We start from the raw sequence: 24,413 nt of genomic DNA on the forward strand, positions 1-24,413 counted from the left end.
CCCGCCCATGCCCCGCGTTCCCCTGCTGCCCGAGCATCCCGAAGACCCCGGCGCCGCCGCGCTGTTCGAGCGCGTGCGCGCGGCGCGCGGGCCGGACTTCCACCTGCCCCATCTCTACCGCGTGCTGGGCACCGCGCCCGAGCTGTTCCGCGGCTGGCTCGACTTCGCATGGCCGCTGCGCCTGAACGCGAAGACGCCGCGGCCGCTGCGCGAGCTGATGATCCTGCGCGGCGCGCAGCTCTCGGGCACCGCCTACGAATGGGCCCATCACCTGCCGATGGCCACCGAAGCCGGCGTGAGCGAGGCGCGGATCGACGCGCTCGCGCACTGGCGCGACAGCGATCTCTTCGATGCCGACGAACGCGCGGTGCTGCAGCTGGCCGAGGAGGTCACGCGCGGCCCCTCGGCCTCGGCGGCCACCGTGGCGCAACTCAAGACCCTCGGCTTCGACGACGCGGCCGTGGTCGAACTGGTGCTGACCGCGAGCTTCTATGTCTGCGTGAGCCGCTTCCTGCAGTCGATGGACGTGGAGCTCGAGCCCGGCTACGAGGCGCACCGCGCGCGCATGTGAGCGCCGTCAGGCGGTGGCGGAGGCCTCGCTGAGCAGCCCCATGAAGATCGGCCGCACGTAGAGCTCGACCACCGAGGCCTCGCTCGCGTCGGGCACCCAGCGGTGCAGCTCGGCCGCGCCGTTGATCAGACCCACCACCAGCTGCGCCGCGATCGCGGCGTCGAGCGGCCGCACCGATCCGTCGACCAGGCCGTCGACCAGCATCGCCGCCATGCGCTCGATGCGCTGCTGCAGCGTCTTGTGCACGCGCGCGCGGTCGGCCGCCTCGGGCAGCGCGCTGGTCGACGACAGGCGCAGCAGCGGCCCCTCGGCCGAGAGCTGGAAGCGCACCAGCATGCGCGCCGCCAGGCCCGCGCGCTGCCAGCCGCTGTCGCCGGACGCCTCCGCGAGATCGAAGGCCCGGCGGATGACCTGGAAGGTGCGCTCGAAGCAGGCCGAGATCAGGTCCAGCTTGTTGTCGTTGTGGTGATAGAACGAACCCTTGGTGACGTTGAGCCGCGCCGAGATCTTGTCGACCGAGGCGCCGCGGTAGCCCTGCTCGTTGAGCAGCGCGGTGGCCGCGCGCAAGAAGGCATCCATCGCGGCGTTGTCGGTCGGCGCGTGCAGCACGGTCTCCTCGGACAGCGCCGCCGCCTCCTCCCATCGCGCCGCCGGTGCGCCCAGCCCGTGCAGCGCGATGTCGGCCACGCGCTCCACCATGCGCGGGTACTGCGCCTCCTCGTAGCGGCCGAACCAGGCCGGCAGCCAGTGCACCAGCGACAGCAGCAGGTGGGTGCGCGCATTGCGCATCTCGCGCGGCCAGTGCGCCGTGGTGTCGTCCTTGAACAGGCCGCGCACGCGGCGGAACATGCCGGTGTAGGCGGTGTGCACGGTCTCGAGCTGCGGGCTCGGCAGCGCGCGCACGTCGCTGAAAGCCACCACCGGCGGATGCTCGCCGAGCGCCACCGCCGCCAGCAGCGCGGCATGGCCCGCCAGGAAGGCACGCACCCGCGCCGCCACCGTGGCCTCGCGCGCCGCGGCCTCGGCGATGCCGTCGAACAGCGCGATGGCGCGCAGGAAGCAGGCCGCGGCCAGGTCTTCCTTCTTGCGGTAGTAGTAGGTGACGCTGTTGGTCACCAGGCCCACGCTGGCCGCGATGCCGGCCAGGGTCGCGCCCTTGACGCCCTGCGCATTGAACTGCGCCGCGGCCGCGTTGAGGATGGCATCGCGCTTTTCCTGGAAACGCGCGGTCTGCGGCTCGCGGGCGGTGACGGCGGTCATGGGGGCAGGCTTCTTCGGCGGCAGGTGGCGGTGGGCCGCGATTATGCCGGGCTCCGCCCGGGCACGCCCCAGGCTCGCGAGGACACACGCGCATGAATCGAATAACAAGTATGCGCAATGCAAACGAACTTAGCCATGCGAGTCACCTATGTTCCACAATTTTAGAATTACCGGTTTGTATAGAAGCGACTCCCCTGCTATCGTCGCCTGGCCCGGCATCCGCCGGATCCGACGAACGAAAAAAGAGGAGACCGTCGTGGACTTCACCCTGTCCGACAAGCAAGTGCACTGGCGCGATCGCGTGATCGCGTTCATGAAGGCGCACGTCTATCCCGCCGTGCCCACCTACATGGCGCAGATGCAGGGCTTCGGCGAGAACCGCTGGCAGGTCGTGCCGATCGTGGAGGAGCTCAAGGCCAAGGCGCGCGAGGCCGGACTGTGGAACCTGTTCCTGCCGCTCGATTCGGTGCCGCAGGACAGCCCCTACAAGGGCGCCGGCCTCACCAATCTCGAGTACGCCGTCTGCGCCGAGGAGATGGGCAAGGTCGGCTTCGCCTCCGAGGTCTTCAACTGCTCGGCGCCCGACACCGGCAACATGGAGGTGCTGATCCGCTACGGCACGGAGGAACACAAGAAGCGCTGGCTGCAGCCGCTGCTCGAGGGCCGGATCCGCTCGGCCTTCCTGATGACCGAGCCCGACGTGGCCTCCTCCGACGCCACCAACATCGAGACCTCGATCCGCCGCGACGGCGACCACTACGTGATCAACGGCCGCAAGTGGTGGTCCTCGGGCGTGGGCGATCCGCGCTGCGAGATCGCCATCGTGATGGGCAAGACCGACCCCGAGGCGCCGCGCCATTCGCAGCAGTCGCAGATCCTGGTGCCGCTGGACACGCCCGGCATCGAGATCGTGCGCATGCTGCCGGTGTTCGGCTTCGACGACGCGCCGCACGGCCATGCCGAGGTCGTGTTCCGCGACGTGCGCGTGCCGGCGGCGAACCTGCTGCTCGGCGAGGGCCGCGGCTTCGAGATCGCGCAGGGCCGGCTCGGCCCGGGGCGCATCCACCACTGCATGCGCTCGATCGGCGGCGCCGAGGTGGCGCTCGAGAAGATGGTGCGCCGGCTGCAGTCGCGCACCGCCTTCGGCAAGCGCATCGCCGACCAGTCGGTGTGGGAGCAGCGCGTGGCCGAGGCCCGCATCGACATCGAGATGACGCGCCTCTTGTGCCTCAAGGCGGCCGACCTGATGGACCGCGTGGGCAACAAGGTGGCGCGGCTGGAGATCGCGATGATCAAGGTGGCGGCGCCGCGCACCGCGCTGCGCATCATCGACATGGCGATCCAAGCCCATGGCGCGGCCGGCGTCACCACCGACTTCGGCCTGGCCAAGCAGTACGCCAGCATGCGCACCATGCGGCTGGCCGACGGACCCGACGAGGTGCACAACCGCTCCATCGCCCGCATGGAGTACGGGCGCTACGCGAACTGACCATTTCGAGGAGACACGAAACCATGTCCTTGTTCTCGCTGGCCGGCAAGGTGGCCATCGTCACGGGTTCCTCGCGCGGCATCGGCCGCGCCATCGCCGAGCGCCTGGCCGAGCACGGCGCGAAGGTCGTGATCTCGTCGCGCAAGCCCGAGCCCTGCGCCGAGGTGCGCGACGCCATCAACGCCGCGCACGGCGCGGGCGCGGCGATCTCGATCCCGGCCAACATCTCGTCGAAGGAGGAGCTGCGCCACCTGGTCGAGGAGACCACGCGCCAGCTCGGACGCGTCGACATCGTGGTGTGCAACGCCGCCTCGAACCCCTACTACGGCCCGCTGGCCGGCATCGAGGACGACCAGTTCCGCAAGATCCTCGAGAACAACGTGATCGCCAACCACTGGCTGATCAACTTCGCGGCGCCGCAGATGATCGAGCGCAGGGAAGGCTCGATCATCATCGTCTCGTCGATCGGCGGCCTGCGCGGCTCGCCCGTGATCGGCGCCTACAACGTCTCGAAGGCGGCCGACTTCCAGCTCGCGCGCAACCTCGCGGTGGAGTACGGGCCGCACAACGTGCGCGTGAACTGCATCGCGCCGGGCCTGATCAGGACCGACTTCGCGCGCGCTCTCTGGGAAGATCCCGAGAACCTGCGCCGCCGCACCGAGAGCACGCCGCTGCGGCGCATCGGCGACCCCGACGAGATCGCGGGCGCGGCCGTGTTCCTGGCCTCGCGCGCCGGCGCCTTCATGACCGGGCAGAGCCTGGTCATCGACGGCGGCGTGACCTGCTGAGGAAGCGGGCCATGTCCTCGCTCGACGACTTCCGCGCCAAAACCCGCGCCTGGCTCGAAGCCCATTGCCCGCCCGAGATGCGCACGCCCGCGCGCAGCGAGGACGAGGTCTGCTGGGGCGGGCGCCATTTCCGCTTCCGGTCCGAGGCGCAGCGCCTGTGGCTCGCGCGCATGGCCGAGCGCGGCTGGACCGTGCCGGCCTGGCCGCGCGACTACGGCGGCGGCGGCCTCGATGCCGCGCAGGCACGCGTGCTGGCCGAGGAGATGCGTTCGCTCGGCTGCCGCGTGCCGCTGCAGAGCTTCGGCATCTGGATGCTCGGCCCGGCGCTGCTGAAGTTCGGCACCGAGGCGCAGAAGCGCGAGCACCTGCCGCGCATCGCGCGCGGCGAGATCCGCTGGTGCCAGGGCTACTCCGAACCCAATGCCGGCTCCGACCTGGCCTCGCTGCAGACGCGCGCCGAGGACCGCGGCGACCACTTCGTCGTCAACGGCCAGAAGATCTGGACCAGCTATGCCGACCAGGCCGACTGGATCTTCTGCCTGGTGCGCACCGACCCCGGCGCGAAGAAGCACACCGGCATCAGCTTCGTGCTGTTCGACATGGCGACGCCGGGCGTGAGCACGCGGCCGATCCGGCTGATCTCGGGCAAGTCGCCGTTCTGCGAGACCTTCTTCGACGACGTGCGGGTCGAGAAGCACAACGTGGTCGGCGAGCTCAACGCCGGCTGGACCGTGGCCAAGTACCTGCTGACGCACGAGCGCGAAATGATCGGCGCCATCGGCGACCGCGCGGCGCCGCGGCCGATGGGCGAGCTGGCCGCGCAGTGGCTCGGGCTCGACGAAGGCGGCCGCCTCGCCGACCCGCTGCTGCGCGCGCGCATCGCGGCCTTCGAGGTCGACGAGGCCGCGTTCCGGCTCGCGATGGCGCGCACCGGCGACCTGGCTCGCAACGCCGAAGGCGGCGGCGAGCACGGCGTGCATCCGGCCTTCTCGTCGGTGCTGAAGTTCTACGGCGCCGAGCTCAACAAGCGGCGCTTCGAACTGCTGATGGCCGCCGGCGGCAGCGATGCGCTCGAGTGGGACAGCGAGCGCTCGCAGCATGGCGCGCACGCGCGGGCCTGGCTGCGCACCAAGGGCAACTCGATCGAGGGCGGCACCAGCGAGGTGCAGCTCAACGTGATCGCCAAGCGCCTGCTCGCGCTGCCCGACGCCTGAGCCCCCTCTTCCTTCACCGACACCGCGAGGAACCCCGGCGATGCCGCTCGTCCTGACCGAAGAACAGACCCTGTTGCGCGACAGCGCGCGCGGCTTCATCGCCGAGAACGGCCCCGTCGCGCAGTTGCGCCGGCTGCGCGACGCGAACGACCACGACGGCTTCTGCCGCGAGCTCTGGGCGCGCTTCGCCGGCATGGGCTACACGGGCGTGCTGGTGCCCGAGGCGCACGGCGGCCTGGGCCTCGGCGCGGTCGAGGCCGGCGTGGTGATGGAGGAGATCGGCCGCCAGCTCACGGCCTCGCCCTTCCTCGCCTCGGGCGTGGTCGCGGCCACCGCGCTGATGCGCGCGGGCAGCCCGGCGCAGCAGGCCGAATGGCTCGCGGCCATCGCTTCGGGCGAACGCATCGTGGCGCCGGCCTTCGACGAGCGCAGCAAGCACGACCCCGCGTGCATCGAACTGCGCGCGCAGCCCGCGGCCGAGGGCTGGCGTCTCGACGGCGCCAAGTGCTTCGTGGTCGACGGCCATGCGGCCGATGCCTTCGTGGTGTCGGCGCGCGCGCCGCAAGCCCCGGGCCCCAGCCTGTTCCTGGTACCGGCCGATGCCGCCGGCCTCGCGGTCGAGCGCGTGGCGATGGTCGATGCGCGGCCGACGGCGCGGCTGGTCCTCGACGGCGTCGCGCTGCCGGCGGCCGCGCTGCTGGGCGAGGCGCATGGCGCGGCGGCCGCGATCGAGGCCGCGCTCGACGCGGGCCGCGTCGCGGCCGCGGCCGAGCTGCTCGGGCTGGCCGAGGCCGCCTTCGAGCGCACCCTGGCCTACCTCAAGGAACGCCGGCAGTTCGGCCGCGCCATCGGCGAATTCCAGGCGCTGCAGCACCGCGCCGCGCTGCTGTGCACCGAACTCGCGATCACGCGCGCCGCGCTGGTCCATGCCCAGCAGACGCTGGCCGCCGGTGGGGCCGAGGCCGCGGCCTCCATCGCCAAGTCGCGCGCGGGCAGCACCGCCACGCTCGCGGTGCAGGAGGCCGTGCAGATGCATGGCGGCATGGGCATGACCGACGAGTTCGACGCCGGCCTCTACATGAAGCGCGCGCGCGTGCTGCAGGAGCTGTGGGGCGACGCGGACTTCCACGCCGACCGCCTGGCGCGGCTGCGCGGCTACTGAGCGGGAGCGCGACGATGAGCGCATCGCAGGACACCGACAGCTTCACCGGCACGCGCGAGGTCGCGCCGCAGCATGCCTTCGACGTGGCCGCGCTCGCGGCCTTCATGCGCGCGCACGTGGAAGGCTTCGAGGGCGAGCTGGCGGTCGAGCAGTTCAAGGGCGGCCAGTCGAACCCGACCTTCCGCCTGAGCGCGGGCGGACGCCGCTACGTGATGCGGCGCAAGCCGCCCGGCGTGCTCCTGCCCTCGGCCCACGCGGTGGACCGCGAGTACCGCGCGATCCGCGCGCTGGCCGCCACGCCGGTGCCGGTGGCGCGGCCTCTCGCGCTGTGCCAGGACCCGTCGGTGATCGGCACCGACTTCTACCTGATGGACTGCGTCGAGGGCCGCATCCTCTGGGACCCGGCGCTGCCCGGCATGGACCCGGCCGCGCGCGCGGCGCACTACGACGAGCTCAACCGCGTGATCGCCGAGCTGCACCGCGTCGACCCGCTGGCCGTGGGCCTGGCCGACCATGGCAAGCCCGGCCACTACATCGAGCGGCAGGTGGCGCGCTGGACGCGCCAGTACCGCGCCGCCGAGACCGAGACCATCGAGGCGGCCGACCGGCTGATCGAGTGGCTGCCGCGGCACATTCCCGCGGGCGACGAAACGCGCATCGTCCATGGCGACTACCGCATCGACAACGTGATCTTCCATCCGGACGAACCGCGCATCCTCGCGGTGCTCGACTGGGAACTGTCGACGCTGGGCCATCCGCTGGCGGACTTCGCCTACCACTGCATGAGCTGGCGCATGGGCGGCCACTCGCGCGGCCTCGCGGGCGCGGACCTGGCCGCGCTGGGCATTCCCTCCGAGGCCGAGCACCTGCGGCGCTACCTCGAGCGCAGCGGCCGCGCGCCCGACGCGGTGAGCGCGCGCGACTGGAACTACTACCTCGTGTTCAACATGTTCCGGCTGGTGGGGATCCTGCAGGGGATCATGGCGCGGGCGCTCGCGGGCAATGCCTCGAATGCGAAGGCGCTCGAGGCCGGCCGGCGCGCGCGGCCGCTGGCCGAGCAGGCCTGGGCGATGGCGCGGGCGCTGGACTGAGCCCGGCGCCGCGCCGGCGGCCGCGTCAGGCCGCCGCGGCGCGCGCGTTCTCGCGCTCCTGCAGCTCGCGCCACTGCACCTTGCCCGTGCCCGACTTCGGCAGGCTGGCCACGAACTCCACGATGCGCGGAATCTTGTAGGCCGCCATATTGGCGTGCGACCAGTCGACGATCTCCTGCGCGCCGATCTTGTCCACGAAGGCCGGGCGCAGCACCAGCAGCGCCTTCACGGTCTCGCCGCGCCGCGCGTCGCTGACCGCGATCACGCAGGCCTCCTGCACGGCCGGATGCTGGTGCAGCAGCGCCTCGACCTCGGCCGGCCAGACCTTGAAGCCGGCCGCGTTGATCATGCGCTTGAGCCGGTCGGTGAAGAAGAAGTAGCCCTCCTCGTCGGTGCGGCCCAGGTCGCCGGTGCGCAGGAAGCGCTGGCCGTCGATCTCGACGAAGGCCTGGCGCGTGGCCTCGGGGTTGTTCCAGTAGCCGCGCATCAGCTGCGGCCCGTGCACCACGATCTCGCCGACCTCGCCCGGCGGCAGCTCGGCCAGCGTCTGCGGATCGACCACGCGCGCGTCGACGTCGAAGATCGGGATGCCCAGGCACTGCGCCTTCGGCGCCTGCGGCGGGTTCATGTGCGTGGCGGCCATGGTCTCCGACATGCCGTAGCCCTCGCCATAGCTCAGGCCCAGCCGCTCGCTCATCTGCTCGGCCACCGCGCGCGGCATCGCCGCGCCGCCGCCGCCGATGCGCCGCAGGCTGCCGAGCTCGTAGTCGTCGAGCCGCGGGTTGGCCATGAAGTCGATCACCATCGCGGTGATCAGCGCCATGCTCGTGACGCCGTAGCGCTGCACGCACCGGGCGGCCGCGTCGCGGTCCCAGCGCGGCAGCAGCACCGTGGTGGCGCCGTTGTAGATGGTGCCGTTGAGCCCGCTCTGCATGCCCGTGACATGGAACATCGGCAACACCGACAGCGTCACCGAGCCCTGGTTGCCCGAATACCAGAGCCCGCCCGAGACGGTGTTGACCATGGTGCTGCGGTGCGTGTGCATGCAGCCCTTGGGCAGGCCGGTGGTGCCCGAGGTGTAGGGCATCACGCAGAGGTCGTCGGGGCCGCCGGCCAGCGGCGCGGGTTCGCGCGCGGCCGCGAGCACGTCCGACCAGGCGACGGCGCCCGCGGCGATGTCGGCCTCGGACAGCGCACGCCGCGGCTCGGCCACGAAATCGGGCACCGGCAGGCTGGTGGGCTCATGCAGGTAGTCGCTGTAGCTGGCCACCACCAGGTGCGCCAGCTCGTGGCCCAGCAGCGGCTGGATGCGCGCCAGCAATTCCTGCGACGCGAACGCGACCTTCGCGCCGCTGTCGCTCGCGCAGTGCCGCAGCTCCTGCGCGAGGTTCATCGGGTTCACCGGCACCACCACCGCGTCGGCGCGCAGGATGGCGTAGTAGGCCAGCATGAACTGCGGGCTGTTCTGCATGTAGAGCAGCACCCGGTCGCCGCGCGCCACGCCGCCGACCTGCTGCAGCCAGGCCGCGATGCGCTCGGTCTCGCGCTGGAAGCGCGCATAGCTCACGGCGTTGTCGTAGAAGACCACGCAGGCCTTGTCCGGGTAGCGCAGCGCCGAGATCTCGAGGTTGCGGTAGAGATGCGTCGCGGGCATCGGGATCGACGGCGCCACGTGCGATGGCAGGTGGGCAAGGTGCCGGTTGGACATCGTCCTCTTTCGTTGGTGGATGGGCGGGTCTGCGCAGCCGTCCTGCTTTCGCCCGGAACATACTGCAACTTCTAATTCTCCAGATCACACCCTATGGCCGTCAATTATTTCGCAGGGAAAACACTGAGTAAATTCGCCATTGATCTCGTCAGAAAGCCATACCTATAATTCTTACGACCGGCGTTCACCGCCGGATTCCGCCGACGAAAACACTGCTCGCGCTTTTTTTTGGCGCCAGCGATGAAACGATTCAGGAGACAAGCCTTGCGCCCCTCAGGCCACGCGCCCCCATGCCCTTCGCCGCGCGCTGCGGTGAAACGATTCATCGAGGCCGCGGGCACCGGGAATGCGGTGCCGGCCCTCGCGCGCCGCGCCGGCCATGTGCTGCTGGTGGTGGCGCTGCTGAGCATCGCGACCTTCCTGATGCTCGAGCTGCTGCCGGGCAACGTGATCGACGCCATGCTCAGCGACAACGCACGCCCCGAGGAGATCGCGCGGCTGCAGCGCGAGCTCGGCCTCGACCAGCCGATGCACCTGCGCTTCCTCGGCTGGCTCGGCAACGCGCTGCAGGGCGACCTGGGCACCTCGCCGCTGAGCGGCGAAGCGGTGTCGCAGGCGATCGCGCACCGGCTGCCGGTGTCGATCCAGCTGATGCTCCTGGCGCAGCTGATCGCGCTGGCGCTGGCGCTGCCGCTGGGCATCTGGGCCGGCTACCGCGCGGGCGGCACGGCCGACCGCGCGATCTCGAGCGCCGCCTTCGGCGTGCTCGCGGTGCCGCACTTCGTGCTGGGCCTGCTGCTGATCCTGCTGTTCGCGATCTGGCTGCGCTGGTTCCCGGCCACCGGCTACGTGCCTTTCGCGAGCGATCCCCTCGCGAGCCTGCGCTCGCTGGCGCTGCCCGCGCTCACGCTGGCGCTGGTCGAGGCGCCGATCTACCTGCGGCTGCTGCGCAGCGACATCGCCAGCACGCTGCGCGAGGAGTTCATCACCGTCGCGCGCGCCAAGGGGCTCTCGGACCTGCAGATCCTGGTGCGGCATGCGCTGCGGCCCTCCTCCTTCAGCCTGATCACGGTGATGGGCATCAACGTCGGCCACCTGATCGGCGGCGCCGTGATCATCGAGACGCTGTTCGCGCTGCCAGGCGTGGGCCGGCTGCTGATCGAGGCCATCACGAAGCGCGACTTCGTCACCCTGCAGGGCGTGGTGCTGTTCATCGGCGTGGCCTTCGTGCTCGTGAACCTGGCGGTCGACGCGGCCTACGCGCTGCTCGACCCTCGCGTGGGAGAGCGCCATGCACGCTGAATCGCTGCCCGCCGCGCCGGCGCAGGCCGCCGTCGCCGCCGCCGTGCCGAAGCGCCGCATCGGGCTGCGCGGCGTGCTGCGCCTGGGCCTGCCCTGCGCCTGGCTGCTGCTGGTGCTGGGCTGCGCCATCGCGGCCGACTGGCTGCCGCTGCCCTCGCCCACCGACATGGACTTCGCGGCCGCCGAGCAGGGCCCGAGCGCGGCCCACCTGCTGGGGGCGGATCTCGATGGCCGCGACATCCTCTCGCGGCTCGCGCATGGCGCGCGGGTGTCGCTCGCCGTGAGCCTGGTCGCGCCGCTGATCGGGCTGGTGTTCGGCTCGGCGCTGGGCCTGCTCGCGGCCTGGTACGGCGGGCCGCTGCGCACCGCGATCCTCGCGCTGCTCGATGCCATGCTGGCCTTTCCGAGCCTGGTGTTCGCGCTCGGCCTCACGGTGGTGCTCGGGCCCTCGGTGCAGAACGTGACGCTGGCGCTCGGCGTGATGTCGATCCCCGCCTTCGCGCGCATCGCGCGCGCCAACGCGCTGCCGCTGATCGGCCGCGAGTTCGTGCTGGCCGCGCGCACCGCGGGCGCGAGCGACCTGCAGATCATGCTGCGCGAGATCCTGCCGAACATGCGCATGTCGCTCCTGACCTACGCGCTCACCATCATGTCGGTGATGATCGTCGCGGAGGGCTCGCTGAGTTTCCTCGGCGTCGGCGTGCCGCCCCCCACGCCGAGCTGGGGCGGCATGATCGCCGAGGGCCGCGAATCGCTGGAGCGCGTGCCGCATGCGAGCCTGATCCCCGCGGCCGCGATGTTCCTCACCGTGCTGAGCCTGAACCTGCTCGGCGACAGCCTGCGGCAGCGCCGCGGCGGCGGGCGCGGAGGTCTGCGATGAACGACACCCTGCTCCAGGTGAGCCGGCTCGGCGTGCAGTTCCAGACCCCGCGCGGCTCGCTGCGCGCGCTCGACGACGTCTCGCTCGCGGTGGCGCGCTCGCGCACCCTGGCGATCGTCGGCGAATCGGGCTCGGGCAAGTCGGTGCTCTCGCGCTCGATCCTGCGGCTGCTCGGTCCCGCCGCGACGACCTCGCCCGAAGCGCGGATCCTGTTCGACGGCCGCGACCTGCTGCGGCTGGACCGCGCCGCCATGCAGGCGGTGCGCGGGCAGCGCATCGCGATGGTGTTCCAGGACCCGATGACGGCGCTGAACCCGGTGCGGCCGATCGGCGCGCAGCTCGCCGAGGGCATGCGCCAGCACCTGCGGCTCACGCGCCACGAGGCCGAGGCGCGCGCCGTCGCGCTGCTCGCGCAGGTGGGCATCGGCTCGCCCGAGCGCCGCCTGCGGCAGCTGCCGCACGAACTCTCGGGCGGCATGCGCCAGCGCGTGGTGATCGCGATGGCGATCGCCTGCGAACCCGAGCTGCTGATCGCCGACGAACCCACCACCGCGCTCGACGTGACGGTGCAGGCCGAGATCCTCGACCTGCTGCGCCGGCTGCAGCGCGAGCACCGCATGACCATGATCCTCGTCACCCACGACCTCGGCGTGGCGGCCGGCCATGCCGACGACATCGCCGTGATGTACGCGGGCCAGGTCGTCGAGCAGGCACCGACCGCCGCGCTCTTCGACGCGCCGCGCATGCCCTACACGCGCGACCTGCTGCGCTCGATCCCGCGGCTCGACGATCCGCCGCATGCCGCGCTGCACACCATCGGCGGCCGGCCGCCCGCCGTGCACTCGCTCGCCGGCGGCTGCCGCTATGCACCGCGCTGCGACCGGCGCAGCGCGCATTGCGAGGCGCTGCGGCCCGCGCTCGAAGCCGTCGATGGGCGCGGCGACCGGGCCTGTCGCTGCTGGCGTCCGCTGGAGCACGCGGCATGAACGGCATCGATCCATCGACGGCACCGGTGCTCGCGGTGCGGGACCTCGAGGTGGTCTATCCGCTGGCCGGCCGGCAGGCCATGCGCGCCGTCGACCGCGTGGGCTTCGAGATCGCGCACGGCGAGACGCTGGCGCTGGTCGGCGAGTCGGGTTGCGGCAAGTCCTCGGTCGCCAAGGCCGTGATGCAGCTCGCGCCGGTGGCCGACGGCGCGATCGCGCTCGAGGGCCAGCCGCTCGCGCGGCTCGATGCGCGCGCGCTGCAGCGGCTGCGCCGCCGCTTCCAGATGATCTTCCAGGACCCGATCTCCTCGCTGAACCCGCAGCGCACGGTGCGCGAGATCCTCGAATTCCCGCTGCGCGTGAACGGCCTGTTCGATCCGGCCGCGAGCGCCCGGCGCATCCGCGAGACGCTCGAGATCGTGGGCCTGGACAGCGAGAGCGTGCTCGGGCGCTATCCGCACGAGTTCTCGGGCGGCCAGTGCCAGCGCATCTCGATCGCGCGCGCCCTGATCCTCGAGCCGGTGCTGCTGGTGTGCGACGAGCCGGTGTCGGCGCTCGACGTGTCGGTGCGCGCGCAGGTGCTCAACCTGCTCAATGCACTGCGCGGCCGGCTCGGCCTGAGCATGCTGTTCATCTCGCACGACCTCGCGGTGGTGCGCAACGTGGCCGACCGCGTGGCCGTGATGTTCCTCGGCGCAATCTGCGAGATCGGCCCCGCGCGGGAGGTGCTCGAGCGTCCGGCCCATCCCTACACCGCGGCGTTGCTGAGCGCGGTACCGCGCGCCGATCCGGGCCTGCAGCCGCGGCGCATCGCGCTGCGCGGCGAGATGCCCTCGCCGATGGCGCTGCCCGCGGGCTGCCGCTTCCGCACCCGCTGCCCGGGCGCGCAGGCCGCCTGCGCGGCCGCCGCGCCGCCGCTCGCGCGCCTGCCCGACGGGCGGGAGGTCGCGTGCCACTTTCCGTTCTCGGTGGCGGTGCCGCCGCCCGCCGCTGTCGCCCCCCTGGAACCCGAGGAAATCACCGCATGAAGCACTCCGCTCCCGTCTCCCGCATCGCCGCGCTGTGCGCCGCCGGCCTGCTCGGCACCGCCCTGCTCGTCCCCTGCGCCCACGCGCAGAAGAAGGGCGGCACGCTCACGCTCGGCATGGAGGCCGAGTTCAGCGGCTTCAATGCCGCGAAGGCCAAGATCTTCAACCAGAACACCAGCGCGCCGGCCTCCTCGGTGATGGAGACGCTGTTCGTGTTCGAGGGCAAGCAGATCGTGCCGCGGTTGGGCCTGAGCTTCGCCGAGGCGCCCGACCGCCTGAGTGCGACCGTGAAGCTGCGCCCGAAGGTCAGGTTCCACGACGGCACGCCCTTCGACGCCGACGCGGTGGTGGCGCACTACGCCTGGCTGATGGCACCCGAGAGCGGCATCAACCTGTCGATCATCGCGCCGGTCAAGACGGTGGAGAAGGTCGACGACCTGACGGTGCGCTTCGTGCTGAAGCAGCCGTGGTCGGCGCTGCAGTCGGCGCTGGCGTCGGAGAACCTCGTCAACTTCTTCGGCTCGCCGGCCGCGCTCAAGGCCGATCCCGAGGGCTTCCATCGCAAGCCGGTCGGCACCGGGCCCTTCGTGTTCAAGGAATGGCAGGCCGGCGACCGCATCGTGATGGAGCGCAACCCCGATTACTGGGACCCGAAGCTGCCCTACCTCGACCGGCTGGTCTACCGCGTGCTGCCCGACGGCAACACGCGCTACCAGAGCATCAAGTCGGGCCAGGTCGACATCGGCCGCATGGACACCGCGAACCACGTGCTCGACGCGAAGAAGGACCCGCAGCTCAAGGTGCACGAGTACCAGGGCTCGGGCGCGATCTCGTGGAACTTCAATGCCTCGAAGGAGCCCTTCAACGACCAGCGCGTGCGCGCGGCCGTGGTGCATGCCTTCAACAGCAAGGCGATGCTCGACACTTTCTTCCTCGGCACCACGGTCGCCACCACCGACCTGCTGGGCTCGAACTCGGAGTGGCACTGCCCGAACCTGAACTGGCGCGGCTACGACCTCGCCAAGGCGCGCGCGCTGGTGGCCTCGGTGGGCAAGCCGATCAAGTTCCAGCTGGTGTCGACCAACACGCCCGCGGGCCGGCGCCAGGCCGGCATGGTGCAGCAGTTCGTGAAGGAGGCCGGCATGGAGGCCGAGATCCGGCTGGTCGAGCAGAGCCAGAACGTGCGCGTGGGCCTGAGCGGCGACTACCAGATGGACGTCTGGCGCTTCAGCGACATCGTGGGCGAGCCCGACGTGGCGCTGGCCTATTACTTCGGCGGCGAGAACGGCGCGCCCGTGAGCCGCCACGACACCGCGAAGGTCGACGCGATCCTCGCCAAGGCGCGCGCCGAGACCGACAAGGGCAAGCGCAAGGCCATGTACTGCGAGGTCGCGCAGATCGTGTCAGACGAGGCGTTCCAGCTGATCCCGATCCGCGTCACCTATTACGCGGTGGCGAGCCCCAAGGTCCGGGACGTGCCGCCGATGCTCAACAGCGTGATCCGCACGCGCGCGATCTGGCTCGACCGCTGAGCCGCTCCATTCCTCCAACCACCAACGGACACACCATGGCCCGCATCCCCTACTTCGACCTCGCGCAGGCACCCGACTCCTACACCCGGCTGATCGCCTCGCGCCCGCCGCTCAACCTCTACCGCATGCTGCCGCACGCGGGCAAGGCGGCCGAGGGCTTCCTCGCGCTGGGCGGCGCGATCCTGCGCGACAACCGGATCGACGCGAAGCTGCGCGAGATCGCGATCCTGCGCGTGGGCATCCTCAGTGGCGCGAGCTACGAGGTGCACCAGCACAAGCGCGTGGCGCGCCGCGTCGGCCTGGCCGAGGACAAGATCGCCGCGCTCGAGAAAGGCGCCGACACCGCCGCGCTCGACGAGACCGAACGCATGGTGCTGGCCTACACCGACCAGGTGCTGCTGCACGTGAAGGCGCCCGACGCGATGTTCGAGGCGCTGTGCGAACGGCTCACGCCCGGCGGAGTCGCCGAGCTCACGCTGGTGATCGGCTTCTACATGCTGGTGAGCCGCTTCCTCGAGAACTTCGAGGTCGACATCGAGCCGCCCGGCACGGTCGAGTGAACGGCCGCCCTTCCCGCCCTTTCCCCGAACAACTTCTTCCTTCAGCACCATGAACCTCGCTCCCCAGGAACTCGACCCCGGCCTCCAGATGCACGACGAAACGCTGGGCCGCTCGCCGGGCCGCGGCCGCCTGCAGGGCCGCCGCGTGCTCGTGATCGGCGCCGGCCAGCGCGACATCCCCGAGGAACAGCCGCCCGTGGGCAACGGCCGCGCGATCTCGCTGCTGTTCGCGCGCGAGGGCGCGAGCCTGGCCTGCGTCGACATGTCGCGGCCCGCGGTCGAGCAGACCTGCGCGCTGGTCGAGCGCGAGGGCGGCCGGGCCTTCGCCGAGGTCGCCGACGTGCGCGATGCCGCGGCCATCGCGCCGCTGGTGCGGCGCTGCGCCGAGCGCCTGGGCGGGCTCGACGGGCTGGTGCTCAACGTCGGCATCTCGCGCGCCCTGCCGCTGGACCGCCAGACGGCGGCCGACTGGGACGAGGAGTACGCCGTCAACGTGCGCAGCCACATGCTGTTCAGCCAGGCGGCGCTCGAGCTCATGGCGCCGGGCTCGGCCATCGTGCTGATGTCCTCGCTGGCCGCGGTGCGCAACAGCGGGCGCAACCCGGCCTACGAATCCTCGAAGGCCGCGCAGGTGGCGCTGGCGCGCGCCATCGCGGTGGCTGGCGAGCCGCGCGGCATCCGCTGCAATGCGCTGCTGCCGGGCCTGATGGACACGCCCATGGGCCGCGACGCCTCGCGCCGGCGGCCGGGCCGCGCGGCGGCCGTGCCCTTCGGCCGCCAGGGCACGGGCTGGGAGGTGGCCTACGGCTGCCTCTACCTGATCTCGAACGAATCGAGCTACGTCAACGCGCACGCGCTGATGGTCGACGGCGGGCTGGGCGTGGGCGTGGCCCGCGCCTGAGCGGGGAGACCTCCTCATGAACGCAGACGCCTCGCGCCGCGGCGCGCTCCTGGCCCTGCTGGCGGCGGCGCTCCCGCTGCCGGCCAGCGCCCAGGCCGACAGCTTCCCCACGCGCCCGATCAAGCTGGTGGCCGGCTTCACGCCCGGCGGCGCCACCGACATCACGGCACGGCTGCTCGCCAACCAGATGGGCAGGATCCTCGGCCAGCCGGTGGTGGTCGAGAACAAGCCCGGTGCCTCGGGCAACATCGGCGCCGAGTTCGTCGCGCGCGCGCCGGCCGACGGCTACACGATCATGTACACCACGAGCACGGTGCACGGCATCAACCCGAACCTGTTCGCGCGCCTGCCCTACGACCCGGTGAAGGACTTCGCGCCGATCATGCGCGTGGGCAAGACCACCATGGTGCTGATCGCGAACAACGACTTTCCCGCGAAGACCGTCGGCGAGCTGATCGCGCAGGCCAGGGCCAGGCCCGGGCGCGTGGCCTATGCGAGCGCCGGGCCGGGCAGCACCTTCCACCTGACCACCGCGCTGTTCGCCCATCGCGCGCAGGTCGAGCTGCTGCACGTGCCGTACAAGGGCAGCGGGCCCGCGCTGTCGAACCTGATGTCGGGCGACGTGCAGGTGATGTTCGACAACATCTCCTCCTCGCAGTCGCTGATCAGGGCCGGCAAGGTGCGGCCGATCGCGGTGGCGGCCACGGCGCGCTCGGCGGTGCTGCCCGAGGTGCCGACCATCGCCGAGTCGGGCCTGCCGGGCTTCGGCATCTATTCGTGGGGCGGCCTGGTGGCGCCGGCCCATACGCCGCGCGAGGTGATCCGCAGGCTCAACGAGGCCGCGAACAAGGCGCTGCAGACCGAGGAGGTGCGTCAGGCGATGCGCGACAACGCGAGCGAACCGCAGGGCGGGACGCCCGAGGAGTTCGCGGCCTTCATCCGCAGCGAGATGGCGTTCTGGGGCGACGCGGTGAAGCTGACCGGCGCGAAGGCGGACTGATTCAGTCGGCGCTGCAGTTCCAGGCGCGCACGAACTGGACCGCCTTGGCCTGGGCGCGCTGGAAGGCGATGTCCCAGGTCGGCTGCTCGGAAATCACCAGGGCGCAGCGTGGAACGCCGTCCAGGAAGATCTCGGCCACGCCGGCGCAGGAGCCGTCGGCATTCATCGTGGGTTCGAAGGCGCCGGTCCAGTGATCCGGCAGTTCGAGAACGAGGGAGGGAGCGTGCATGTGCGCTCCATCTTAGGACTCAGGCTCGAAATCGACAACAAAAGTTAACATTCTTGCCGGAACAAAATCACGTTTTCTGCGCAAAAGCAGAAATGATTTGCTGGCAATTCGGCAATGTTTCGACTGGATTTGGGCCAGCCTGCCCGCTGTCGTTCCGGCTCAGGGCCGCGGCAGGCTCGAGAGAAAGGTCGAGACGAACAGCGATGCGGCCCGCCCGACCTCGAGCACCTCCGACAGATCGAAACGCTGCGGCGTGGCGCCGCTGTCGTCGCCCGCATGCCGCACCTCGATCAGCACCTCGCTCGCGAGCTCGCGGTCGCCGCGGGCTTTTCCGTCGGGCATCAGCCAGGTATCGAGCATTTCCGGCGGAATCCGGCGAAAGATGGCAACCGCCGGCACGTAGCGGAAACATCGCTCCTCGGCCGTGGCGATGGGCATGCTGACGCGACAGGCGAAGCTGTCCTGCAATGTGTTTGTCACTCCCTGTACCTTTTTTGTGTGACGAGTTACGTAAGTTAATTCCTCCCTGCATGGGTAGGAAGAATCGAGTTACGTTTTGCATGGACGGTTTGTGAATAACACACGCTTGCGGATTCACAGTTCACGGTTTCACGTCCTCATTGCCGTCGTCGATGGCTTTCAGGCCGACGCAGTTCACAAGGCTTGACCGCGCGACGCTAAGGTTTTGACCTTCGTGACGCGCACGACTCCGCCTACAACCAAAGACATCAGGTAACTGACGGCAACCTTTGTTAAATCACCCGACCATCGCTCCAGCCCATCGACAACAGGAGGTACTGATGAGCTTCAAGGAGATCAACGACCGTTTCGGCCTGCAGTTCCAGCGCGGCAGCCGCGTGTTCTGCGATGGACGCCTGGGCACCATCACCGGCGCGACCCATTCGCACATCCGCGTGCGCTTCGACGGCCGCCAGAACGGCGCGCCCTGCGATCCGCTGGAAGTGCGGCTGGTGGACACGATGCCGGCGGGCGTGCCTGCCATGCCCGAGTCGCAGGTGTCGGTGCACGGGCAGTAGGCGAAACGATCGGGCGGCCATGCAATGCCGCCGCCATGCTGTCAGGCCGCGAAGGAACGAAAAGAAGGAAGCGCCACCCAGAGCGCATTCCGAGCGGCCAAGAAAAAAGCCCAGAAGCAGCGATGCTTCTGGGCTTTTCCGTCCTTGGACTTGCGTCCTCGGCACGGGTCTTGGCGGAACCGGAGGGATTCGAACCCTCGATGAGGCTCTACACCCCATACTCCCTTAGCAGGGGAGCACCTTCGGCCACTCGGTCACAGTTCCTGAAAGAAGCCGAGATTATGCCATCACTCAGGCGGCCGGTTGGTCCAGATCGAAGGCTTTGTGCAACGCGCGCACCGCCAACTCCATATATTTTTCGTCGATCACGACCGAGGTCTTGATCTCGCTGGTCGAAATCATCTGGATGTTGATGCCCTCTTCGCTCAGCACGCGGAACATCTTGCTCGCCACGCCCACGTGGCTGCGCATGCCGATGCCCACGATGCTGACCTTGCAGATCTTGGTGTCGCCGACGATCTCGGTCGCGCCCAGCGAAGGCATGACCTTGGCCTGCAGCAGGTCGACGGTGCGCGCGTACTCGTTGCGGTGCACCGTGAAGCTGAAGTCGGTCTTCCCGTCCTTGCTGAGGTTCTGGATGATCACGTCGACCTCGATGTTGGCGTCGGCCACCGCACCGAGGATGTGATACGCGATGCCCGGCTTGTCGGGCACGCCGAGCACCGAGATCTTGGCTTCGTCGCGGTTGAAAGCGATGCCGGATACGACGGCTTGTTCCATGTTTTCGTCTTCCTCGAAAGTGATCAGCGTGCCGGACTTGGCCTCTTCATTGATGTCGATGTCCCAGGGCGTGAAGCTGGACAGCACGCGCAGCGGCACCTTGTACTTGCCGGCGAATTCCACCGAGCGGATCTGCAGCACCTTGGAGCCCAGGCTCGCCATCTCGAGCATCTCCTCGAAGCTCACGGTCGAGAGGCGGCGCGCATCGGGCTCGACGCGCGGGTCGGTGGTGTAGACGCCGTCGACGTCGGTGTAGATCAGGCACTCGTTGGCCTTCATCGCGGCCGCGATCGCCACCGCCGAGGTGTCGCTGCCGCCGCGGCCCAGCGTCGTGATGTTGCCGGCATCGTCCACGCCCTGGAAGCCGGTGATGACGACCACGCGGCCGACCGCGAGGTCGGCGCGCACGCGGGCATCGTCGATGCTCTCGATGCGGGCCTTGGTGTAGGAGCTGTCGGTGCGCACCGACACCTGCCAGCCCGCGTAGCTCACGGCCTCCACGCCCTCGGCCTGCAGCGCGATCGCCAGCAGCGCCGACGAGGCCTGCTCGCCCGTGGAGGCGAGCATGTCGAGCTCGCGGTTGTGCGCCTCGGCCGGTTTGCTGGGCGCGAGCTCTTTCGCCAGGCCGAGCAGGCGATTGGTTTCGCCGCTCATGGCACTCGGGACCACGATCATCTGGTGGCCGGCGCGCGCCCACTTGGCGACGCGCTTGGCGACATTGCGGATGCGCTCGGTCGAGCCCATCGACGTGCCGCCGTATTTGTGAACGATCAATGCCATGGGTGAATTCTGAGAGAAGAAAAATCCCGCGCTTCAACCATATGCGGCGCATGCGGCGAAGGCGGCGCCCCGCAGGCTGTCAGCGCGAGGCTGGTGGCGAGGGCGGGGCATTGTACCAATGCAGCCGATCCCCCCTGCGTTCGGCGAAACCGTCGGCCACCTTGAGGTGGATCCGGTGGCCGCGCGTGGTGCAGGCGCGGACCTGGTCGAGCCACTGGTCGAGCTGCGCCGCGCTCGGTGCGCGACCGTGCACGCGCGCGAGCCAATGGCGCAATACGTTGGCCTGCCGGGCACGCGACAACGCCTGCAGCGCGGCGATCCGCGGCGGCTCGCCGACGGTCTCCAGATCCTGCGCCGCGACCTCGTCGAGCAGTTGCTGCGCCTGCGCCGCATGGCCGGCGCTGCGCGCGAAGGTGCCGCGGAACTGCGGGAAGGCCTCGGCCAGCGCGGGCAGCAGCACGGCGCGGATGCGGTTGCGCGTGAAGCGCGCGTCGGTGTTCGTCGGATCCTCGATCCACGACAGCCCGGTGGCCTCGAGCCACGCGCGGATCTCGCTGCCAGGCACCGCGAGCAGCGGCCGATGGAAGTCGATGCCGCCGCGCAGCGCATGCGCGGGCATGGCCGAAAGACCCGGCAGCCCCGCGCCGCGCGACAGCGCCAGCAGCAGGGTCTCGACCTGGTCGTCGGCGTGATGGCCCAGCGCGATGGCGCGCACCCCCTGCTCGCTCGCCATCGCGGCCAGGGCCTCGTAGCGCGCGCGCCGCGCCGCGTCCTCGGGGCTGTCGCCGGCGGCATGGCGCGCATCGACGCGCCGCACGCTCGCGGGCACGCCGAGCCGCTCGCAGACCGCGCGGCAATGGCGTTCGAAATCGTCGGCCGCCGACTGCAGGCCGTGATGCACGTGCAAGGCACGCACCTGGCCCGGCCAGCGCGCGGCGCAGGCCGCCAGCAGTGCGGTGGAATCGGCCCCGCCGCTGAAGCCCACGGCCAGCGGCAGATGCGCCGGCTCGAACGCGGCCAGGGCCCGTTCGAAGGCGGCGATCATGAAAGCTGCGCCAGCGGGCTCAGCGGCCGGCGTCGGCCTTGGTGTCGGTGAAGCGGCCGTAGCTTTGCAGGCGCTCGTAGCGGCGGTCGAGCAGTTCGCGCGGCTTCAGGTCGCTGACCTGGCGGAACGCATCGTTGAGCGCGCGCTTGAGGAAGGCGGCCATCTGGCGATGGTCGCGGTGCGCGCCGCCCACCGGCTCGCTCACGATCTTGTCGACCAGGCCCAGGGCCTTGAGGCGGTGCGCGGTGATGCCGAGCGCGTCGGCGGCTTCCTGCGCCTTCTCGCTGGTCTTCCAGAGGATCGAGGCGCAGCCTTCGGGGCTGATCACCGAATACACGGAGTACTGCAGCATCAGCACCTGGTCGCCGACCGAGATCGCCAGCGCGCCGCCGGAGCCGCCCTCGCCGATGATGGTCACGATGATCGGCACCTCGAGCTGCGCCATCTCGAAGATGTTGCGGCCGATGGCCTCGGACTGGCCACGCTCCTCGGCGTCGATGCCGGGATAGGCACCGGGCGTGTCGACGAAGGTGAAGACCGGCAGCTTGAACTTCTCGGCCGTCTTCATGAGGCGCAGCGCCTTGCGGTAGCCCTCGGGCTTGCTCATGCCGAAGTTGCGCGCGGTGCGCTCCTTGGTGTCGCGGCCCTTCTGGTGGCCGAGCACCATGCAGGGCGTGCCGTTGAAGCGCGCGAGGCCGCCGACGATCGAGAGGTCGTCCGAGAAGTGGCGGTCGCCGTGCAGTTCGACGAAATCGGTGAAGATCTCGTGGACGTAGTCGAGCGTGTAGGGGCGTTCCGGATGCCGTGCGATCTTGGTGATCTGCCAGGGCGTCAGGTCGCTGTAGATGTCCTTGGTGAGTTGCTGGCTCTTTTTGCCGAGCTGATCGATTTCTTCCGAGATGTCGACCGCGGATTCGGTCTGCACATAGCGCAATTCTTCGATCTTGGTTTCGAGCTCCGCGATGGGTTGCTCGAAGTCTAGGAAGGTTCGTTTCGCCAACGTCTTCTCCTGTTTTTCAGTATGCGACGACCGGCGCCGGGTCGAGAGAGCGCCAAATATACCAAGTCGCCACGCTGCAATACGGGGCCCAGGCCACGGCCACGTCGCGGGCATCGCTGCGGCTGACGGGGTCGCCCGAAAAATAGTTGACGCTGATGCCGTTGAGCAGCCCCAGGTCGTCCACGGGCAGCACGTTGGGCCGCATCAGGTGGAAGATCAGGAACATCTCGGCGGTCCAGCGCCCGATGCCGCGGATGGCGACGAGCTCTTCGATGATCAGCTCGTCGGCCATGTCCTTCCAGGCATCGACGTGCACCTTGCCCGAGTCGAAATGCAGCGCGAGGTCGACCAGGTAGTCGATCTTGCGCACCGACAGGCCGGCCGCGCGCATGTCGTCGACCTTGAGCTTGAGCACGTTGCGCGGCGTGAGCTTGCGCGGCAGCGCGGCGAAGCGGTCCCAGACCGACTGCGCGGCCTTCACCGAGATCTGCTGCCCGACGATGCTGCGCGCCAGCGTGACGAAGGCGTCGCCATGCGATTCGAGGCAGGCATCGCCGAACTGCGGAATCAACCGCTTCATCACGCGGTCCTTCTTGGACAGATGCCTGCAGGCCTCCTCCCAATAGTCCGGCGTGATGATCTCGACGCTCGTCTTGGGCAGGGTGGGCATGGGATTGGTTGTTCCGTTCACTGGGCAACGGCCCAGGTGGTGCCGGTGGGCGAGTCCTTGAGCACGATGCCCTGGTCGAGCAGCTCCTTGCGGATGCGGTCGGCCTCGGCGAAGTTCTTCGCGGCCTTGGCATCGGCACGCTGTGCGATCAGCACCTGGATGGCCGCGTCGTCAAGCGCGCTGCCCGCCTGCAGGAAGGCCTGCGGGCTGCCCTGCAGCAGGCCGAGCACGCCGCCCAGCGCCTTGAGCAGGCCCGCGACCTCGGCCGAGCGCGTGCGGTTGACCTCGCCCGCGAGCTCGAACAGCACGGCGATCGCCTCGGGCGTGCCGAAGTCCTCGTCCATCGCGGCCTTGAAGCGCGCCGCGTGCGGTTGCCTCCAGTCGATCGCCACGTTCGCGGGCGCCACCGCGTCGAGCGCGGTGTAGAGGCGCTTGAGCGAGTTGCGTGCATCGTCGAGATGCACGTTGCTGTAGTTCAGCGGGCTGCGGTAGTGCGTGCGCGCGACGAAGAAGCGGATGGTCTCGGCGTCGTACTTCTCGAGCACGTCGCGGATCAGGAAGAAGTTGCCCAGGCTCTTGGACATCTTCTCGTCGTCGACGTTGATGAAGCCGTTGTGCATCCAGGTGCGCGCGAACGGCGCCTGGCCGGTCGCGCCCTCGGATTGCGCGATCTCGTTCTCGTGGTGCGGGAACTGCAAGTCGGCGCCGCCGCCGTGGATGTCGAAGCGTTCGCCCAGCAGGTCGCAGGCCATGGCCGAGCACTCGATGTGCCAGCCCGGGCGGCCGGGCCCGAACTCGCTGGCCCACTTCACCTCGTCGGGCTCGCTGGGCTTGGCGCTCTTCCAGAGCACCGGGTCGAGCGGATCGTCCTTGCCGTCGAGCACGGCCACGCGCTCGCCCGCATGCAGCTCGTCGAGCGACTTGCCGCTGAGCTTGCCGTAGCCGGGAAACTTGCGCACCGCGTAGTTCACGTCGCCGTTGGGCGCGCGATAGGCCAGGCCCTTCCGCTCGAGCGTGCCGATCATCGACAGCATCTGCGGAATGAACTCGGTGGCGCGCGGCTCGTGCGTGGGGCGCTCGATGCCCAGCGCATCGGCATCCTCGTGCAGCGCGTCGATCATGCGGTCGGTCAGCGAACGGATGCTCTCGCCATTCTCGACCGCGCGGCGGATGATCTTGTCGTCGATGTCGGTGATGTTGCGCACGTAGGTCACGGCGAAGCCGCTGGTCTTGAGCCAGCGCTGCACCACGTCGAAGGCGATCATCGAGCGCGCATGGCCCAGGTGGCAGAAGTCGTAGACCGTCATGCCGCAGACGTACATGCGCACCTGACCGGGCAGCAAAGGGGAGAACTCCTCCAGTTCACGCGAAAGCGTGTTGTAGATGCGCAGACTCATGAG

24 protein-coding genes and 1 tRNA gene are annotated in these 24,413 nt (G+C 69.8%); 15 read left to right on the forward strand and 10 right to left on the reverse strand.

Annotated features, from left to right (window positions below; genetic code table 11):
* Positions 1-7: 7 nt before the first annotated feature.
* Positions 8-571 carry a carboxymuconolactone decarboxylase family protein gene (locus KV106_RS23810; RefSeq protein WP_057596513.1) on the forward strand — a complete coding sequence of 188 codons (564 nt, stop codon included), beginning with the start codon at positions 8-10 and terminating at the stop codon, positions 569-571.
* Between the two features lie 6 nt (positions 572-577).
* Here the strand turns inward: KV106_RS23810 and KV106_RS23815 are convergent, their stop codons facing one another.
* Positions 578-1,831, reverse strand: a complete 1,254-nt coding sequence (locus KV106_RS23815) for a TetR/AcrR family transcriptional regulator (protein ID WP_261212766.1) — start codon at positions 1,829-1,831, stop codon at positions 578-580.
* A gap of 256 nt (positions 1,832-2,087) precedes the next feature.
* Here KV106_RS23815 and KV106_RS23820 point away from each other — a divergent pair, with 256 nt between their 5' ends.
* From KV106_RS23820 to KV106_RS23840, 5 genes are read left to right on the forward strand one after another with little or no spacing between them, the layout of a single operon-like run.
* Entirely contained in the window at positions 2,088-3,320 is a 1,233-nt protein-coding gene (locus KV106_RS23820; RefSeq protein ID WP_057596515.1) for an acyl-CoA dehydrogenase family protein, read from the forward strand.
* A 23-nt stretch (positions 3,321-3,343) separates the two neighbouring features.
* Positions 3,344-4,108: an SDR family NAD(P)-dependent oxidoreductase gene (locus KV106_RS23825; RefSeq protein ID WP_057596516.1), complete on the forward strand. Its 765-nt coding sequence runs from the start codon at positions 3,344-3,346 to the stop codon at positions 4,106-4,108.
* An 11-nt stretch (positions 4,109-4,119) separates the two neighbouring features.
* The gene (locus tag KV106_RS23830; RefSeq protein ID WP_261212770.1) at positions 4,120-5,322 is read left to right on the forward strand and encodes an acyl-CoA dehydrogenase family protein; all 1,203 of its coding nucleotides are present in this window, start codon (positions 4,120-4,122) and stop codon (positions 5,320-5,322) included.
* Positions 5,323-5,362: 40 nt separating this feature from the next.
* A complete protein-coding gene (locus KV106_RS23835; protein ID WP_261212772.1) occupies positions 5,363-6,484 on the forward strand; it encodes an acyl-CoA dehydrogenase family protein in 1,122 nt (373 codons plus the stop codon).
* 14 nt (positions 6,485-6,498) lie between these two features.
* Entirely contained in the window at positions 6,499-7,575 is a 1,077-nt protein-coding gene (locus KV106_RS23840) for a phosphotransferase (RefSeq protein ID WP_261212774.1), read from the forward strand.
* Between the two features lie 25 nt (positions 7,576-7,600).
* Here KV106_RS23840 and KV106_RS23845 read toward each other — a convergent pair whose 3' ends face one another.
* A complete protein-coding gene (locus KV106_RS23845; RefSeq protein WP_261212776.1) occupies positions 7,601-9,283 on the reverse strand; it encodes a long-chain fatty acid--CoA ligase in 1,683 nt (560 codons plus the stop codon).
* Positions 9,284-9,595: 312 nt separating this feature from the next.
* On the opposite strand from KV106_RS23845, the gene KV106_RS23850 reads away from it, so the two are divergent.
* The 8 genes from KV106_RS23850 to KV106_RS23885 are packed head-to-tail and all read left to right on the forward strand — an operon-like array spanning position 9,596 to position 17,472.
* Complete coding sequence (locus tag KV106_RS23850) at positions 9,596-10,585, forward strand: ABC transporter permease (protein WP_261212778.1); 990 nt, start codon at positions 9,596-9,598, stop codon at positions 10,583-10,585.
* Positions 10,575-11,465 (forward strand): ABC transporter permease, encoded by an 891-nt coding sequence (locus tag KV106_RS23855; protein ID WP_057596521.1) that lies wholly within the window; start codon positions 10,575-10,577, stop codon positions 11,463-11,465. Before KV106_RS23850 ends, KV106_RS23855 begins: the two co-directional genes overlap by 11 nt.
* Positions 11,462-12,451, forward strand: coding sequence for an ABC transporter ATP-binding protein (locus KV106_RS23860; protein ID WP_261212780.1), 990 nt, complete (start codon positions 11,462-11,464; stop codon positions 12,449-12,451). The genes KV106_RS23855 and KV106_RS23860 overlap by 4 nt, the downstream gene beginning before the upstream one ends.
* Positions 12,448-13,479 carry an oligopeptide/dipeptide ABC transporter ATP-binding protein gene (locus tag KV106_RS23865; protein WP_261212782.1) on the forward strand — a complete coding sequence of 344 codons (1,032 nt, stop codon included), beginning with the start codon at positions 12,448-12,450 and terminating at the stop codon, positions 13,477-13,479. The genes KV106_RS23860 and KV106_RS23865 overlap by 4 nt, the downstream gene beginning before the upstream one ends.
* A complete protein-coding gene (locus KV106_RS23870) occupies positions 13,476-15,011 on the forward strand; it encodes an ABC transporter substrate-binding protein (RefSeq protein ID WP_261212784.1) in 1,536 nt (511 codons plus the stop codon). Before KV106_RS23865 ends, KV106_RS23870 begins: the two co-directional genes overlap by 4 nt.
* Positions 15,012-15,046: 35 nt before the next feature.
* A complete protein-coding gene (locus tag KV106_RS23875) occupies positions 15,047-15,571 on the forward strand; it encodes a carboxymuconolactone decarboxylase family protein (protein ID WP_261212786.1) in 525 nt (174 codons plus the stop codon).
* Between the two features lie 49 nt (positions 15,572-15,620).
* A complete protein-coding gene (locus KV106_RS23880; RefSeq protein WP_057594458.1) occupies positions 15,621-16,472 on the forward strand; it encodes an SDR family NAD(P)-dependent oxidoreductase in 852 nt (283 codons plus the stop codon).
* 16 nt (positions 16,473-16,488) lie between these two features.
* Positions 16,489-17,472, forward strand: a complete 984-nt coding sequence (locus KV106_RS23885; protein WP_064262298.1) for a Bug family tripartite tricarboxylate transporter substrate binding protein — start codon at positions 16,489-16,491, stop codon at positions 17,470-17,472.
* 1 nt (position 17,473) lies between these two features.
* Here KV106_RS23885 and KV106_RS23890 read toward each other — a convergent pair whose 3' ends face one another.
* Together KV106_RS23890 and KV106_RS23895 are read right to left on the reverse strand one after the other, a co-directional pair.
* Positions 17,474-17,701 carry a hypothetical protein gene (locus KV106_RS23890; RefSeq protein WP_057594459.1) on the reverse strand — a complete coding sequence of 76 codons (228 nt, stop codon included), beginning with the start codon at positions 17,699-17,701 and terminating at the stop codon, positions 17,474-17,476.
* Positions 17,702-17,860: 159 nt separating this feature from the next.
* Positions 17,861-18,061, reverse strand: coding sequence for a hypothetical protein (locus tag KV106_RS23895; protein WP_261212790.1), 201 nt, complete (start codon positions 18,059-18,061; stop codon positions 17,861-17,863).
* Between the two features lie 440 nt (positions 18,062-18,501).
* Between KV106_RS23895 and KV106_RS23900 the strand changes: the two genes are divergently transcribed.
* The gene (locus tag KV106_RS23900; protein WP_057594461.1) at positions 18,502-18,738 is read left to right on the forward strand and encodes a hypothetical protein; all 237 of its coding nucleotides are present in this window, start codon (positions 18,502-18,504) and stop codon (positions 18,736-18,738) included.
* 171 nt (positions 18,739-18,909) lie between these two features.
* Here KV106_RS23900 and KV106_RS23905 read toward each other — a convergent pair.
* The 6 genes from KV106_RS23905 to cysS form a co-directional block, all read right to left on the reverse strand.
* Positions 18,910-19,002: transfer RNA gene (locus KV106_RS23905), tRNA-Ser, on the reverse strand.
* Positions 19,003-19,029: 27 nt separating this feature from the next.
* Positions 19,030-20,298, reverse strand: a complete 1,269-nt coding sequence (locus tag KV106_RS23910) for an aspartate kinase (protein ID WP_057594462.1) — start codon at positions 20,296-20,298, stop codon at positions 19,030-19,032.
* Between the two features lie 79 nt (positions 20,299-20,377).
* On the reverse strand, positions 20,378-21,343 hold the full coding sequence (gene tilS / locus KV106_RS23915) for a tRNA lysidine(34) synthetase TilS (RefSeq protein ID WP_261212793.1): 966 nt from the start codon (positions 21,341-21,343) through the stop codon (positions 20,378-20,380).
* Positions 21,344-21,362: 19 nt separating this feature from the next.
* Positions 21,363-22,343 carry an acetyl-CoA carboxylase carboxyltransferase subunit alpha gene (locus KV106_RS23920; RefSeq protein ID WP_093344296.1) on the reverse strand — a complete coding sequence of 327 codons (981 nt, stop codon included), beginning with the start codon at positions 22,341-22,343 and terminating at the stop codon, positions 21,363-21,365.
* 16 nt (positions 22,344-22,359) lie between these two features.
* A complete protein-coding gene (locus tag KV106_RS23925) occupies positions 22,360-23,013 on the reverse strand; it encodes a DNA-3-methyladenine glycosylase family protein (protein WP_057594465.1) in 654 nt (217 codons plus the stop codon).
* A 17-nt stretch (positions 23,014-23,030) separates the two neighbouring features.
* Positions 23,031-24,410 carry a cysteine--tRNA ligase gene (gene cysS / locus KV106_RS23930; protein ID WP_261212797.1) on the reverse strand — a complete coding sequence of 460 codons (1,380 nt, stop codon included), beginning with the start codon at positions 24,408-24,410 and terminating at the stop codon, positions 23,031-23,033.
* Positions 24,411-24,413 lie beyond the last annotated feature (3 nt).

It is taken from the genome of Variovorax endophyticus (assembly GCF_025376855.1).
GTDB lineage: Bacteria > Pseudomonadota > Gammaproteobacteria > Burkholderiales > Burkholderiaceae_C > Variovorax.

Excerpts from the sequence above, each read along its gene's own strand:
- KV106_RS23810 (WP_057596513.1), top strand. The coding sequence starts at position 8 with ATGCCCCGCGTTCCCCTGCTGCCCGAGCATCCCGAAGACCCCGGCGCC.
- KV106_RS23860 (WP_261212780.1), top strand. The coding sequence starts at position 11,462 with ATGAACGACACCCTGCTCCAGGTGAGCCGGCTCGGCGTGCAGTTCCAG.
- KV106_RS23865 (WP_261212782.1), top strand. The coding sequence starts at position 12,448 with ATGAACGGCATCGATCCATCGACGGCACCGGTGCTCGCGGTGCGGGAC.
- KV106_RS23900 (WP_057594461.1), top strand. The coding sequence starts at position 18,502 with ATGAGCTTCAAGGAGATCAACGACCGTTTCGGCCTGCAGTTCCAGCGC.
- KV106_RS23875 (WP_261212786.1), top strand. The coding sequence starts at position 15,047 with ATGGCCCGCATCCCCTACTTCGACCTCGCGCAGGCACCCGACTCCTAC.
- KV106_RS23840 (WP_261212774.1), top strand. The coding sequence starts at position 6,499 with ATGAGCGCATCGCAGGACACCGACAGCTTCACCGGCACGCGCGAGGTC.
- KV106_RS23870 (WP_261212784.1), top strand. The coding sequence starts at position 13,476 with ATGAAGCACTCCGCTCCCGTCTCCCGCATCGCCGCGCTGTGCGCCGCC.
- KV106_RS23845 (WP_261212776.1), bottom strand. The coding sequence starts at position 9,283 with ATGTCCAACCGGCACCTTGCCCACCTGCCATCGCACGTGGCGCCGTCG.
- KV106_RS23925 (WP_057594465.1), bottom strand. The coding sequence starts at position 23,013 with ATGCCCACCCTGCCCAAGACGAGCGTCGAGATCATCACGCCGGACTAT.
- KV106_RS23825 (WP_057596516.1), top strand. The coding sequence starts at position 3,344 with ATGTCCTTGTTCTCGCTGGCCGGCAAGGTGGCCATCGTCACGGGTTCC.
- KV106_RS23830 (WP_261212770.1), top strand. The coding sequence starts at position 4,120 with ATGTCCTCGCTCGACGACTTCCGCGCCAAAACCCGCGCCTGGCTCGAA.
- KV106_RS23815 (WP_261212766.1), bottom strand. The coding sequence starts at position 1,831 with ATGACCGCCGTCACCGCCCGCGAGCCGCAGACCGCGCGTTTCCAGGAA.
- cysS (WP_261212797.1), bottom strand. The coding sequence starts at position 24,410 with ATGAGTCTGCGCATCTACAACACGCTTTCGCGTGAACTGGAGGAGTTC.
- KV106_RS23880 (WP_057594458.1), top strand. The coding sequence starts at position 15,621 with ATGAACCTCGCTCCCCAGGAACTCGACCCCGGCCTCCAGATGCACGAC.
- tilS (WP_261212793.1), bottom strand. The coding sequence starts at position 21,343 with ATGATCGCCGCCTTCGAACGGGCCCTGGCCGCGTTCGAGCCGGCGCAT.
- KV106_RS23895 (WP_261212790.1), bottom strand. The coding sequence starts at position 18,061 with ATGCTCGATACCTGGCTGATGCCCGACGGAAAAGCCCGCGGCGACCGC.
- KV106_RS23835 (WP_261212772.1), top strand. The coding sequence starts at position 5,363 with ATGCCGCTCGTCCTGACCGAAGAACAGACCCTGTTGCGCGACAGCGCG.
- KV106_RS23855 (WP_057596521.1), top strand. The coding sequence starts at position 10,575 with ATGCACGCTGAATCGCTGCCCGCCGCGCCGGCGCAGGCCGCCGTCGCC.
- KV106_RS23910 (WP_057594462.1), bottom strand. The coding sequence starts at position 20,298 with ATGGCATTGATCGTTCACAAATACGGCGGCACGTCGATGGGCTCGACC.
- KV106_RS23890 (WP_057594459.1), bottom strand. The coding sequence starts at position 17,701 with ATGCACGCTCCCTCCCTCGTTCTCGAACTGCCGGATCACTGGACCGGC.
- KV106_RS23885 (WP_064262298.1), top strand. The coding sequence starts at position 16,489 with ATGAACGCAGACGCCTCGCGCCGCGGCGCGCTCCTGGCCCTGCTGGCG.